This window comes from Holdemanella porci, assembly GCF_019052655.1.
Taxonomy (GTDB): Bacteria; Bacillota_I; Bacilli_A; order Erysipelotrichales; family Erysipelotrichaceae; genus Holdemanella; species Holdemanella hominis.
Genome location: NZ_JAHQVB010000004.1, coordinates 1 through 13925 on the forward strand (window position 1 = coordinate 1; position 13925 = coordinate 13925).

General features: G+C 34.5%; 16 protein-coding genes. 8 read left to right on the top strand and 8 right to left on the bottom strand.

Features of this window, described 5'->3' with window-relative positions; translation table 11 throughout:
• Positions 1-62: 62 nt before the first annotated feature.
• On the top strand, positions 63-1748 hold the full coding sequence (locus tag KTQ83_RS12445; protein WP_217255849.1) for an ammonium transporter: 1686 nt from the start codon (positions 63-65) through the stop codon (positions 1746-1748).
• A gap of 77 nt (positions 1749-1825) precedes the next feature.
• Here the strand turns inward: KTQ83_RS12445 and KTQ83_RS01430 are convergent, their stop codons facing one another.
• The 5 genes from KTQ83_RS01430 to KTQ83_RS01450 all read right to left on the bottom strand — a co-directional run bounded on the left by KTQ83_RS01430 (position 1826) and on the right by KTQ83_RS01450 (position 5727).
• The gene (locus tag KTQ83_RS01430) at positions 1826-2647 is read right to left on the bottom strand and encodes a hypothetical protein (RefSeq protein ID WP_217255850.1); all 822 of its coding nucleotides are present in this window, start codon (positions 2645-2647) and stop codon (positions 1826-1828) included.
• 4 nt (positions 2648-2651) lie between these two features.
• On the bottom strand, positions 2652-3656 hold the full coding sequence (locus KTQ83_RS01435; RefSeq protein WP_217255851.1) for a DUF7309 domain-containing protein: 1005 nt from the start codon (positions 3654-3656) through the stop codon (positions 2652-2654).
• A gap of 212 nt (positions 3657-3868) precedes the next feature.
• Entirely contained in the window at positions 3869-4060 is a 192-nt protein-coding gene (locus KTQ83_RS01440) for a hypothetical protein (RefSeq protein ID WP_217255852.1), read from the bottom strand.
• A 159-nt stretch (positions 4061-4219) separates the two neighbouring features.
• The gene (locus tag KTQ83_RS01445) at positions 4220-5143 is read right to left on the bottom strand and encodes an alpha/beta fold hydrolase (RefSeq protein WP_217255853.1); all 924 of its coding nucleotides are present in this window, start codon (positions 5141-5143) and stop codon (positions 4220-4222) included.
• Positions 5144-5220: 77 nt separating this feature from the next.
• Positions 5221-5727, bottom strand: coding sequence for a phosphatase PAP2 family protein (locus KTQ83_RS01450; protein ID WP_158567592.1), 507 nt, complete (start codon positions 5725-5727; stop codon positions 5221-5223).
• Positions 5728-5783: 56 nt separating this feature from the next.
• Here KTQ83_RS01450 and KTQ83_RS01455 point away from each other — a divergent pair, with 56 nt between their 5' ends.
• The 5 genes from KTQ83_RS01455 to KTQ83_RS12450 all read left to right on the top strand — a co-directional run bounded on the left by KTQ83_RS01455 (position 5784) and on the right by KTQ83_RS12450 (position 8739).
• Positions 5784-6533, top strand: coding sequence for a creatininase family protein (locus KTQ83_RS01455; protein WP_117924576.1), 750 nt, complete (start codon positions 5784-5786; stop codon positions 6531-6533).
• A gap of 84 nt (positions 6534-6617) precedes the next feature.
• The gene (rmuC, locus tag KTQ83_RS01460; protein WP_199593130.1) at positions 6618-7499 is read left to right on the top strand and encodes a DNA recombination protein RmuC; all 882 of its coding nucleotides are present in this window, start codon (positions 6618-6620) and stop codon (positions 7497-7499) included.
• Positions 7496-8023 carry a macro domain-containing protein gene (locus KTQ83_RS01465; protein WP_117924574.1) on the top strand — a complete coding sequence of 176 codons (528 nt, stop codon included), beginning with the start codon at positions 7496-7498 and terminating at the stop codon, positions 8021-8023. Before rmuC ends, KTQ83_RS01465 begins: the two co-directional genes overlap by 4 nt.
• Positions 8020-8547 (top strand): tRNA 5-(aminomethyl)-2-thiouridylate-methyltransferase MnmM, encoded by a 528-nt coding sequence (gene mnmM / locus KTQ83_RS01470; protein WP_217255854.1) that lies wholly within the window; start codon positions 8020-8022, stop codon positions 8545-8547. The genes KTQ83_RS01465 and mnmM overlap by 4 nt, the downstream gene beginning before the upstream one ends.
• Before the next feature lie 69 nt (positions 8548-8616).
• Positions 8617-8739, top strand: coding sequence for a hypothetical protein (locus KTQ83_RS12450; RefSeq protein ID WP_255466296.1), 123 nt, complete (start codon positions 8617-8619; stop codon positions 8737-8739).
• Positions 8740-8760: 21 nt separating this feature from the next.
• Here the strand turns inward: KTQ83_RS12450 and KTQ83_RS01475 are convergent, their stop codons facing one another.
• From KTQ83_RS01475 to def, 3 genes are all read right to left on the bottom strand, one after another.
• Positions 8761-9600: a metallophosphoesterase gene (locus KTQ83_RS01475; RefSeq protein WP_117924569.1), complete on the bottom strand. Its 840-nt coding sequence runs from the start codon at positions 9598-9600 to the stop codon at positions 8761-8763.
• Between the two features lie 34 nt (positions 9601-9634).
• Positions 9635-11446 carry a ribonuclease J gene (locus KTQ83_RS01480; RefSeq protein WP_117924568.1) on the bottom strand — a complete coding sequence of 604 codons (1812 nt, stop codon included), beginning with the start codon at positions 11444-11446 and terminating at the stop codon, positions 9635-9637.
• A gap of 74 nt (positions 11447-11520) precedes the next feature.
• Positions 11521-12072, bottom strand: coding sequence for a peptide deformylase (gene def / locus KTQ83_RS01485; protein WP_217255855.1), 552 nt, complete (start codon positions 12070-12072; stop codon positions 11521-11523).
• A 97-nt stretch (positions 12073-12169) separates the two neighbouring features.
• Here def and KTQ83_RS01490 point away from each other — a divergent pair, with 97 nt between their 5' ends.
• Complete coding sequence (locus KTQ83_RS01490) at positions 12170-13378, top strand: FtsW/RodA/SpoVE family cell cycle protein (protein WP_117924566.1); 1209 nt, start codon at positions 12170-12172, stop codon at positions 13376-13378.
• A complete protein-coding gene (gene rsmD / locus KTQ83_RS01495) occupies positions 13375-13923 on the top strand; it encodes a 16S rRNA (guanine(966)-N(2))-methyltransferase RsmD (RefSeq protein ID WP_217255856.1) in 549 nt (182 codons plus the stop codon). The genes KTQ83_RS01490 and rsmD overlap by 4 nt, the downstream gene beginning before the upstream one ends.
• Positions 13924-13925 lie beyond the last annotated feature (2 nt).

The window sequence follows — 13925 nt, forward strand, 5'->3', positions numbered from 1 at the left end:
AAGGAGATGTATGTTGTAAATGACCAGCTAGATGGGTCAATTACAATATACCAGGGAATATTATGGAGAAGATTTTAACAGAGGTATTTGGAATATGGTACCTAATCGGAGCTGCATTTGTATTCTTTATGCAGGCCGGATTTGCGATGGTTGAAGCCGGATTTACAAGAGCCAAGAATGCTGGTAATTTCATTATGAAAAACTTAATGGATTTCTGTTTAGGAACTGTCGCATTCTTGATTATTGGTTATAGCCTATTGATGGGACAAGATTTTGCGGGACTTGTTGGATGGGGAGAAAGTCCATTGACAGATTTTGCCGGAACAAACTGGTCAAGTTTTACATTCAACTTAGTGTTCTGTGCTACAGCTGCAACCATTGTTTCTGGGGCCATGGCAGAAAGAACAAAATTTATCTCTTATTGTATCTATAGTTTTGTGATTAGTTTAATTGTATATCCAATTGAGGCACACTGGGTATGGGGTGGCGGTTGGCTAAGTAGCCTAGGCTTCCATGATTTTGCCGGAAGTGCTGCCATTCACTATGTTGGTGGTTTAACCGCTTTAATTGGTGCATGGATGTTAGGCCCAAGAATTGGTAAGTTTGATAAAGATGGAACTCCACGAGGAATTCCAGGTCACAGCTTAACAATTGGTGCACTTGGATGTTTCATCTTATGGTTTGGCTGGTATGGATTCAATGGTGCAGCTGCTACAAATGGTATTCAGTTAGCTACAATCTTTGCGACAACTACAGTAGCACCTGCCGTTGCGACGTGTACAGTTATGTTGATTACTTGGATTAAATATGGAAAACCAGATGTTGCGATGTGTTTAAATGGTTCGTTGGCAGGTTTAGTAGCGATTACTGCAGGATGTGATGCCGTAAACGTATTTGGATCATTTGTGATTGGTATCTTATCTGGATGTATGGTTTGTTTCATTGTATGGTTGTTGGATTATAAATTAAAAGTAGATGATCCAGTAGGAGCTGTTGCCGTACACTTTGGAAATGGTTTATTAGGAACAATCTGTGTTGGATTATTTGCGTGTGGTACAGATACAATGCCTGAAGCACAAGGATTATTCTATGGCGGTGGATTCCATTTATTAGGCGTTCAATTATTAGGTTTATTGGCAATTGGTGCATGGACTGTTGTAACTATGTTTATTACTTTCTACATTATTAAAAAGACTGTTGGATTACGTGTTAGTGCACATGAAGAAATTGTGGGTCTTGATAAAATGGAACATGGATTGGAAAGTGCATATGCAGGTTTTGCCTTAGAAGCCGATGTTCCTGGTGATTATTTAGAAACAATTCAAGATTCTAGCTACACTCCAAGTGTAGAATTGGATGATGCCGTACCTACAAAAGTTATTCATAGTGATGGTTCTATTTCAAAGGTTGTTATTATTACTAAGGTTGAGAAATTTGATAAGATTAAGACTGCATTGAATGAAATTGGTATTGGTGGTATGACGGTCACAAAAGTATCTGGTTGTGGTGTGCAAAAGGGCCAAACAAGCTACTATCGTGGTGCTAAAGTAAATATGGAATTGCTTCCTAAATTAAAGGTTGAAGTTGTTGTAAGTGAAGTTCCTGTAGCAGATGTTGTTAAGGCAGCTAAAAAGGCATTGTATACTGGAAATATTGGGGATGGAAAAATCTTTGTCTACGATGTTGCGGATGTTGTTCGTATCTCAACAGGAGCTCGTGGCAAAGATGCATTAAAATATGAAGAATAATATATCATGGCTTGTAAAATTGCTCTTTTCTCTTATTCGTTACAAGCCAAAGGAAAAGGATCGAAAATCGATCCTTTTTAGTTTAATAAGTCTGTATCAAATACATCATCATTTAATTCTTCATCAATCATTTGGAAAAGTAATTCCTCGATGTCTTTACCATTTTCTAATTCTTCAAATAGATCGGGTCTTTCATAGAACATCTTATTAAAGAAGAATCCAGAAACCAATTGATCATTTTGTTCTTCTAAAGTACGGCGTTCGTTTTCTTCTACCCAAGGTCCTTCATTTTGAGTTTCAATAACTTGAATGCGTTCCAATTCAATTTCTTTATTATTCAGCTCTTCATTGATGAGCTTTCCAGTTACAGGATAAAATTCGTCTGTTCCAGAATCGAAGAAGGATAGTAAGAACATATCACTCTTTTCTAAACATAAATCGGCAATGGAACAAATCTGCATTTCTTCAGTAGAATAATCAATGCCTTCACAATTGATCATGAAATCATAGCTGCATACTATGTCTAAACTAGACATCACAAAATATGTCATATCCGCTAATGGAAGTCTTTTAGGGAATGTGATGGTTCTTGTGATGTCGTCCAATTGAAACTGAATGGTACAAATTTGAAATCTTTCCTTTAAATAGTCCGTTTTTTCTTCTATACAAATCTTTATACCTTCTTCAAAAGAATAATCGTGGAATTCAGAATCAATATCTAATAATTCATGTAGATATTGATTGGCGATTTCATGAAGTAAGATGAATTGATATTTTTCATCTTGTGGTGCATATTTGAATAATTCATTTAATGCAGGTTCTAATTTCTTGTTGTTTGTGATGGCTTCCATTGTCATATTCATCATGGAATCCATTTGTTTTTGTAGTTCCTTTTTCATTTCATTACTCCATATCCATATGTTTTAACATATTAAAAATATCATCGATTTCTTCCAAATTATCTTTAACTAGAGGAATATCTAATTTCTCACAAATAAAATCAAGCCAATTTAGAATATATGGATTTCTGGCATATACATGTTTAGGCTTACCAAAATGTTCGATGGCACCCAAAAAATTATTCATAATGACTTCATAATCTTCTTGATCTGGGTGAATTAAATCAAAGTGTAAAATTTGGTTATTTCTTAAATCAAATACTATATAGGCTAATGGATTGATGGGCCTTTCAAAACCTTCATCATTTGTGGGAACCATCATATAATCCATATCAATCGCAAGTTCTAAATCTCCATCCTTTATATTTTTAAAATAATCAATTAGATTTGAATCATTGACAAGAATCGTATTATAACGTTCTGGTTCCATAGGCCTAGGTACAGTATAAGAGAACCAATTTCCATCTTTATATTTTTGTGTGTAAAGAATATCTCCTCCTTCAAAGATGGACTCTTGATAATCTTCATGTTTTAATGTTTCAATCAATCCTTTATAGGTTTCAATCAACATTTTGATTTCACCATAGTTTGGAAGGCTTGGAAAACTTTTCTTTTCAAAAGTTTTAAAATAAATCCAGTTCCCATTGCCACGAAAACGAAGACCTAATTGTTTGATAATTGAATACATTTCATCATCGATTTCATCACGATTTCCCCAATAACAAGTAATGCAGTTTTGATCGGACATCACAAACGTTGCAGGTACATTATAGTCGTCATTGCAGATTTGGCAAAAATCACTATAACCTTCCATGCCTCGATAAACACTGATACCTGTGCATGTTCCACTTTTACCCATAATGGATACGAAGTTTGGCTCTTCATTTTTCTTTGTTTCTACTGCAATTAAATCCATGTTCCAATATGAGTTCCAAGGCCTTAATTTTGTGATTTCAATAGCCAAATCATAGAGTTCTTTCCATTGTTCTAATGTTGCTGGTGTTGCCATAATACTTCCTCAACTTTATCGTATTAATAGTAACATTACTGCATGCTAAACTCAATTAAGATTCCTTAATGATTTTTCCAGATATATAATCAGGGATGAGTTCAAAACATTGTACACTAGGTCCGGAATATTTTAATTCATGATCAATATAATTTTGATCATCGGTAAATTTTAGGCAGAGTTGCGTGCATATTTCTTTGACTTTATCTGGATCATTTACCATCATTATTAATACCAGCTGGATCACTTACGATTTCACCATCTTTTTTAAAGCCTTTATCCATGACACAAAAACTAGCCTTATCACGTTGTTTTAAACAATCCATTTTATGTCCTTCTTTTGCTCCATGAAAATAGATATGTCCGTTTTTTTTCATCGTACCAATGTGTAATAGAAAAAACATAGGGGTATCCCGTATCACTGATTAAAGATAATACGCCATGAGGTTCATTGGTAAGTATCTCTATAAATTTTTTCTTCAGATAATTTTTGTTTGAATCTTCGCATTGTCTTAAACATAGTTAGCTCCTTTAATGAAAAAGGTGTAAATTGAATTACACCCTTATAAATTTGAATTCATAAATTCAATAATTCCGGCTTCAACTTCATTTTTGATTTCTGCATAATTATGAATTTCATGACGATAGCCAGAATATAATTTAGTTGTGACATGATGTCCAGTTTCTACAAGCCAGTTACTGACTTGACATACTCCTAGACCATATTCGCCAACTGGATCTTGATCACCAGCAATATTGTAAATAGGTAATTTTTTAGGTACTTTTTTGGCCCATTGAGTTCCTTCAATTGTAAGCATCATTTGGATAAAATCATAAATAGAACGATTGCTAGTAGGTCTTGTGAAGGCATCAAATGGATCTTGCGCATGGTCCTTTTGTACGTATGGATCATGGCAAATCCATTCATTTCCAATTTGAACTTCACCACAACGTTCGCACATCCAGTCCATAAGTGAGCCTACAACATTTGGATCAGACTCTTCACCGTGGCCTGCATCAATGATTTCTTTCAATTTTTCTTTAACTTCTTTAGCACCACGGAAAATGCCTGTTGTACCACAAATTGTTGCACCATTTAATTCATTTCCGTATTTTGCGATAAAATCTCTTGTGATAAATGAACCCATACTGTGACCAAATAAGAAGTAAGGTAAATTTGGATACTTCTCACATACAATTTTCTTTAATGTGTGTTCATCTTCCATCATGGTGTGACATCCTTTATCTCCCCAGTCACCCCAGACATTATTCACCATTGCGGTTTTTCCATGACCTACATGATCATCAGCGGCTACAATATAACCAGCATCTAGAAAAGCCGAAATCATATGGATATAGCGTCTTGAGTGTTCGCCAAATCCATGAATTAATTGAACGATTCCATTTGGCTTACATGCAGGAACATAAATCCAAGCTTGCACTTGATCGCGTTCATTATAAGATGTAAAAGATACTTCGTGTAACATACAATAATCCTCCTTTTTTTGTGTAATGTTAACTCGTTTTATATCTGTGTTTATTATACGCCCACAAAAAAACTATGTCATTTAGTTGACATAGTCTTTTTCATGAATTTATAAACAATGTACGCAAGCACAATGCCTGCAAGAATATCCGTTGGATAATGAACGCCCACATAGAGTCTAGAAAACGCAACAAGGATTGCGAGTATGAAAATTAGAATACTATACTTCTTAGGAAGACCATCATATACCATAAAGGCACAAATAAAGGCAGATGCGGTGTGTCCAGATGGAAATGAATAATCACTAGGTTTATCCACTAATGGAATAAGTTCATTAAACGCATCAAAGGGTCTAGGTCTTTGAAATATGAGTTTTAATACGACGAATAATACGGTACAAATCAAAAAGGCAATAATTGTTTCTTTTGCGAGTCTTCTAGTATCTTCATTTTTCTTGAACATATAAATCAATACGATTCCTAGAAGAATATATAAAAAGTATTCGTTTGTGATCAAGGTGAAGAAGGGTGTGAGTATGTAGTGACGAATGTTTTCTTGTATAAACAATAAAATTTTAATATCCATAGAAATTTTCCTTTCGATAGGAGTATTATACATATATAAAGATAGGAAGTGAAGTTATGCGACTTGAAAGAATGAGTTGGAAAGATTGCGAAGAATATTTTAAGGATCATGATATGGTGATACTTACAACGGGGAGTACTGAAAATCATGGAATCCACAATCCATTAGGAACAGATACTATGATTCCTAATAAGATTTTAGAACTAATTGAAAAACAAAGTGATGTATTGATTTGCCCAACCTTACCTTATGGGGATGCCGATTTTCATACAGAATACACGGGTACAATTTCAATTGGTAGTGATTTATTAGAAATGGTTATGAAAAGAATCAGTGATCGACTATATGATTGTGGTGCTCGACATTTTGTGTTCTTAAATGGACATGGAGGAAACACACATGCATTAAGTAAAGTATGTCGTCATTTATATAAGAAGGGAGCTGTGGGTACAATTTTTGACTGGTGGACTATTGCTGGAAAAATCAATCCAGAATGGGCCGGAGGCCATGGTGCAGGTCAGGAAACGGCAGCTATGTTGTATGTGGATGAAAGTTTAGTTCAAAAGGATAAGATTGAAGATTCAAATTTAAATCAGTTTACACCTCAATTAACAGCTTCCAATGCACAAACCGTAAACTTTAAAGGCGTGGATATTCCAGTTCCTAGAAGCAATCGTTTAAGTAGTGATAATGGCTGGTTTGGCAAGGATCATCCTAAATATGCAACGTATGAATGGGGTAAAGAAATGGTGGAAGCTACGGCTGATTTTCTTGTGGAATATATGAAAGAATTTCAAAAGATGTAGTAATTCATTTCGAGTTGAACTATAATAAACGTACAAATAGGGGACAAATATTTTTGTCTCTTTTCTTTTCGTATGGAGGTTTTAATGGAAATCATTATCTTAATATTATTATGCGTTGTGATTGTATGCTTGATTGTTTTGTTGATGCAAAATAAGTCGAAGGAAGTAGAAACTTCAAGTGCAGATTCTTTGATTCTACAAAAGAATTTTGAATATCTTTTAAAACAAGTACAGGATGTTCAAAAGAATCAGGCTACTTCAAAAGTGAGCTTGAATCAAATGGAAGAGTATTTATATCGTATGAATATGGTCATGACAAATACAAAACTTAGAGGAAACTGGGGAGAATATCAATTGGATATGCTTCTAAGTGTATATTGTGGTCAAAATCCATCTATCTATTCGATGCAGTATACTTTGCCAAATGGAAAGATTGCGGATTGTGCTTTTCATTTACCAGACACGAATAAAGTGTTGTGTATTGATTCAAAGTTTCCTATGGAAAATTATATGAATCTTCAGGAAGATATGGATACATATCTAAGACCTTTTAAGATGAATATGAAAAAACATATTGATGATGTAGCAAATAAATATATTAATATGGATACGATGCCTTATGCTTTATTGTTTGTGCCTAGTGAAGCGATTTATCAATTTGTATGTGCTAAATGTGATGATTTATTTACATATGCCCTTCAAAAACATGTTATGTTGGTATCTCCAACTACACTTGTAGCGGAAGTGATGACTTTACTATCAAGTACAAAGGATTTTTATCGCACAAGCCATATGGAAGAAATCGAACGAAATATTTTGTTGCTGCAGGAGGATGCGAATCGTCTTGTAGAAAGAAGTGTAAGGGCAGAAAAAACGTTGGAAACTTTGGCAACACAATTCCATGCGGTTTCTATTTCTGCACAAAAATTATCAAGTCGAATGACTAAGATGGGAGAAGACGAATGATTAGTACATTAAAAGGAAATATATCATTATTGGATTTTGATTTGATTGTGGATCCAACCAATCAACAAGTTTTACCAATGCAAGGAGTGAGCGCACAGATATTTCATCAGGCTGGAAATGAAATGATGAAGGCTTGTCAGGCTTTAAATGGTTTAGAAGTAGGAAAAGCTAAGATGACAGAATCTTTTAATTTGCCATGTAAAGCAGTTATTCATACGTGTGGACCTCGTTATATAGATGGCGCTCATAATGAAGATGAATACTTGGCTGCATGTTATTGGAATAGTATGGCATTGGCGTATGATTATATGCGAAAAAATGATATGGAATCGATCAATATTGCCTTTCCATGTATTTCTACAGGTATCAATGCATATCCAAATCATGAGGCTTGTGCAATTGCGATTCAAACCGTAAAACGATTAATGAATAAGTTTCCTGAGACAAGGGCTATTCATGTATGTTTTGTGTGTGATAAAACCGAAGATTATATGTTATATAAAGAGGCATTAAGACTACGATGAAATCCATGGTTGATTTATCCCATGAATTTTTAAAGCCAGTTCTTCATAAACAAGCAATATGTGTGGATGCGACATTAGGACAGGGAAAAGATACAGATTTCTTTTTGTCGCAGAATGTGCATAAAGTATATGGCTTTGAAATTCAAAGGGATGTTTTTGAAAGTACAAAAGAACGATTGGATGATCAAAGAACTTGTTTCTATAATGTTGGACATGAACATATGGAAGAATATATTTATGAAGAAGTGGATGCAATCATATTTAATTTTGGGTATTTTCCTCAAGGTGATCGTGACATCACAACCCAATCTTCTTCAAGTGTAAGTGCAGTTAGACAAGCTCTAAAACTTTTAAAAGTAAAAGGAAGAATGGCACTTGTGATGTATCCACATGAATCGGGACAGGAAGAAGCTAAATGTATGGAAGAGTTTTTAAAAACACAAACATCGATTCAGGTACAGAAAGTACAAAACTTGTTGTTGGATCATTGTCCATACTTATTATTAATAGAAAAAAGAAGATAAAAATCCGTAGTAGTATTATTATGATAAAATTTAAGTAGAGATATTCGAATAGAAAAGAGGGTGACATGCATGTTTCTAACTATCTTTATCATAATAATCTTAGTATTCATCTTGTTAGAACTAGCTTCTATTAAAGATGAAATCAAAAAGAACAATGAACTTCTAATTCAATGTCTAAAGAAAAAAGAATAAGAGGCTGATTTAAAAAGCCTCTTATTTACTTTGTAGCATGAAATAATAGATTTCTGGTTTTGCCATAAAACGAAGATTTACGTGTGTGCATCCTACACCGGATGAAATGATGTATGGAAAGGCAAGACGTTTTGCGTGGGAACGATTCAATGATTTTGCCCCATCTATCGATTTATATCCACCAAAAATAGGGAATGTGATTTGATTGCCATGAGAGTGTCCACATAATGCAAGGGATATTGATTTTGTGGATAATTCTTCATTAGTCAGTGTATCTGGCATGTGAGTAATGAGCAGATTGTATTGTTTGTCTGACGTTGAAATTTTACTTGGATCTGGAATATTTGATAATGCACTTAATGTAATGCCTTCCTCTTTTTTGTTTGTAAGAAGAATTGTTTCATTTTCTAATATTTCAAATTGTGCCTGATTTAAAATGGAACGAACTACGTCGTTGTTTGCATCATCCTTTTCGCCTAAGACACAAAACTTACCTAGTGGAGCATGCATCTTAGATAATTTATTGGTGATATAATCCATGTCTTCTTGATTCATTTGACAGGTTTCATCAAATAGATCGCCACCAAAAATCAGAATGTCTGGATCTAAATGTTCAATTTTATTAAAGAGTTTGTCGGCTCTTTTTTTATTTTCAAATTTACCATATTGCACATCCGTAAAATAAACAATGGATACATCATTCATTGAGGATGGAATCTTTTCATCTTTCAATGTTTTATATTGTACACTCAATTGTTCGGGCTCAACATTTTTTGCGATTTTCAAAGATCCTAGCATACTTAATACGATCGCAAATAATATGGCAATGATGATAAACATTTGTTTCTGTAACTTTGTCATGAAACTATTTTATCATAAAATAGAAAAGACATCACTAGGATGCCTTTGTTGCTCTTGGTTTTCTTGCATGGAAATTGTTCTTACGATTCTTTTGAAGTTCTTCCATTGTTTGTTTTGAATTCAAGATAACTGGAATTACAATTGGGTTCCGATGTGTCTTCTTGTATAAGAATGGTTCTAATGTAGAGCGTACACAGTTTTTGATTTCAGAGAAAGTGGTTTTCTCTTTCATCTTTTCTTGAAGAGAATTATTCACAATATATTCAGCTTCTTTGATCAATCCCTGTGAATCTTTTATGAAGACAAATCCACGTGATACGATGACTGGTCGCATTAAGATTTTGTTTTCTTTTGAATCGATAGCTAAGATAACAGCAACTAATCCATTATCGGCTAAGATTCGACGATCTTTTAAAACAGCAGTGGATAATCCGGAAATATCATTTCCATCGACATAAATATCGTCACCTTGGTATCGCCAGTCACTTTGTAGTACTTTGTGATCTCTTAAAATTAAAATATCTCCATTTGCGCATACAAAGATATTCTCTTTAGGAATACCTGTTTCCATTGCGGTTTGACGGTGTTGCATCAACATCTTATATTCACCATGAATTGGCATAAAATAGGTTGGACGAACTAACTGTAACATTAGTTTTTGTTCTTCTTTAGAAGCATGTCCCGTTGTATGCAAGTTATTTAAGATGGATTTTGTCAATACTGTAGCACCCGATCTAAATAAATTATCAATAACACGATTGACACTGGATTGGTTTCCTGGAATTGGATTACTTGAGAATACGATTGTATCTCCAGGTTTTAAGTGAATAAAGCGGTGTGTACCATTCGCAATCCTTGATAGGGCAGCCAAAGGTTCACCCTGACTTCCTGTACAAATAATACAAACTTTATCATCTGGTGTATAAGCTAATTCTTCAGGACTTAAGAAGTCTGAATTTTTAACTTTGATTGTTCCCATCTTTCGTCCAATATCGACAACATTTTCCATACTACGACCAAATACGATTACTTTTCTACCAAATTTAGTAGCAGCTTCAATGATTTGAGCAACACGATGTACGTTGGATGCGAATGTCGCAACAATTAAACGCTGTTTTGTCTTACGCATAATGTCCTGGATTTCATTGGCAACTTTTCTTTCTGAAATAGAGAAGTCTTCAACTCCAGAGTTTGTAGAATCTGACATCAATAAGTCTGGTTTTGTGACACCGATAAATGCCATTTTCTGATAGTCTGCATTTGTTCCAACAGGAGTTAAGTCAAATTTGAAGTCACCTGTGTGGACAATAGATCCATTAGGACATGTGATATGTACACCTAAAGAATCGGGGATAGAGTGGATGGTATTGAAGAAACCAACTTTAAAGTATTTTGTTGAGATACTTGAGTTTTCATCAATTTCTATAATTTTTGTTTTTTCTAGTCCTTTATGTTCACTTAACTTTTTAAGAATCAAAGCCTTCGCAAAACGAGGTGCATAGATAGCATCAATTTGGACTTGTTTTAGTAAGAATGGAATTCCTCCAATATGATCCTCGTGACCATGGGTAATTACTAAAAACTTTCTTTTTTTGTTCATGCGAATCAAATGATGATAATCAGGAATTACATAGTCAACTCCTAATAGTTCATCACCTGGAAACAAAACGCCACAATCTACGATACAGATTTCATTTTCGTGTTCGTAGCAATACATATTTTTACCGACTTCGCCTAATCCCCCTAAGGCGTAAATCAAAGTATCACCTTTTTCAACGTGATTTTTTGCATGATATGGTTTTTTGTTCGATGCATGCCCAAACGCTTGTTGTTGTGTTTTTGGCATATTCGACCTCTTTCTATAATTTAATGACTCTATTGTTATTATAGCAAAGCTACGCGATTTAAAAAAGCAGAAGCTTAAATGACTTCTGCCTCATCATCACTTTTCCATGGATTATTGGCATCAATATGATCGTAGAAAAGAGTACCTGATAAGTGATCGATTTCGTGTTGAAGGCAAATTGCGAAATATCCTTCCGCTGAAATTGTTACATCTTTATCTTGAATCAAATCATAACCACGAACTTTAATTCTTGCATGACGGAAAACATGTCCTGGATGTTCGCCTTTTACGGATAAACAACCTTCTCCATTATCTAAATATGCGTTTTGTACGGATTCGGAAATGATTTTAGGATTGACTAGTGCAACTTCATCTACACCATCTTCATAAGGAATCACAACAGCAATCATTTGTTTTAAAACACCAACTTGTACAGCTGCAATACCAACGGCCGGCTGTAAACCTTCGGCTTCGGCAATTTCATCATCTTGTGAATTACGCACATAATCTAACATGGCCTGTAAAAGTTCTCTGTCCTCATTTGATAAAGGCAATTGAACAGGTTCACTTTGCATACGAATTCTTTCGTCTGTATCCAATATAATATCTTTGCTTGTTATTTTCATAGTAATCATCCTCGCAAACATTCTATAGCATTTTCGAATTATTGACAAATGATTTTTGAAAATATGCTAAAATAGAATTTATGATGGGGGGATTTACATGTCCGAACAAAAAAAGAAGGGAAAATTATCATTTTTCGCATTGGATCCAAAGTGTGATAAGTATATTAATTGGGCGGTGTCGCTTCTTTTGTTGATTGGAACATTTACGATTGTATCAACCAATGTAGGAAAAACGACATATGCTCCTAACATTGTCCCAAAAGTAATTGTTAAACAAAGTGTATTTTGCGTATGTGGATATATTGCCATGTGGTTTATGAATCGTTTGTTTCGCTTTCGATGGTATTCAAAAGCAGAATGGTTTATTGTTCCACTTTGTTTGTTCATAATGGTACTTCCATTTGCGTTTCCAGAAATTGGAGGAAGCCATGCCTGGATTCAGGTTGCCGGTATATCTTTGCAGCCAAGTGAATTTGCAAAACCATTATTGCTGATTATTTGTGCGACATGCTTGTATCGCGCAAAAAAGAAATCAATTATGTTAAAGGAAAAGGGTAGACTCTTTAAAAGGGCGTGGGCCGCATTTATTTGTATATGTATCATTGTGCTTTTTCAAAAAGATACAGGAACCGCTGTTATCATTGGATTTATCTTTATATCTTGTATCATGATTCCAAAATATCCTGTTTTACAACATACACAACGCGTATTAAAAGTACTTATTTATGGAGGAATTATTTCTGGCGTTGTTTTGTTTGGATTTACAAATATAGGAAATGAAATCTTAAAACATACGCCCTTTGCACATATTGCGGTGCGTGTTGAAAACTTCAAAAATCCATATAACGATGTTTATGGGGATGGATATCAACCAGCCAATTCTTTGTATGGAATCGCAAGCTCGAATATTGTTGGAAAAGGCATTGGAAACTCGGCACGTAAATATGGTTATTTAACACAGGCTGACAATGACTATATTTTAGCTGTATTGATTGAAGAAACAGGTATCTTTGGTTTGTTTGGATTGGTTATTCTGTATGGAATTATTGAATTTCGCTTATTTTATTATGCCTTTAAAACAAGTGAGGATATGTACAAAATAATATTGGGTGGCGCAGGCGTTTATCTATTTATGCACTTCTTTTTGAATGCTGGTGGTGTGGCTAGCCTGATTCCTTTTACCGGAGTACCCCTACTATTTATAAGTAGTGGAGGTACAAGCTTGATTTCAATTATGTTGACAATGGGATTGGCACAAAACTGCATTTGTGCAATCCGAAGAAGGGAGATGGATCGATTATCATGAGAATTGTAGCGGGAAAATATGGGTCTAGATCATTAAAAAGTCCTAAAAATGATACGACTAGACCAACACAAGATAAAATTAAAGGGGCCATCTTCTCAAGTTTGGGGAACATGTTTGATGGTGGTAACTTTTTAGATTGTTACAGTGGAACTGGAAATATGGGCTTAGAAGCTGTGAGTCGCGGAATGGATCATGCGACTTTGGTGGACAATAATAAAGGGGCCATTTCTGTCATTAAGGAGAATGTAAAGAGTTTAAAGGCAGAAAAAGAGACCAAAATTATTTGTGGAAATATTTTTAGTGTATTGGAGCGTTTGACTTTAAAGTATGATGTAGTTTATATTGATCCTCCGTATGCGAAACAGGAAAATGAAAAGTTGATTCAAAAATTAGAGGATTTGGATATTGTAAAATCAGATGGAGTTATTGTAGTGGAAAGCCTGCAAGAAGAGGTGTGGCCAGAAAAAATAGCTTCATTCATAAAATATAAAGAGAAGACATATGGTATTACGCGTATTTCTTATTATCAAAAAGAGGAGAATTAAGA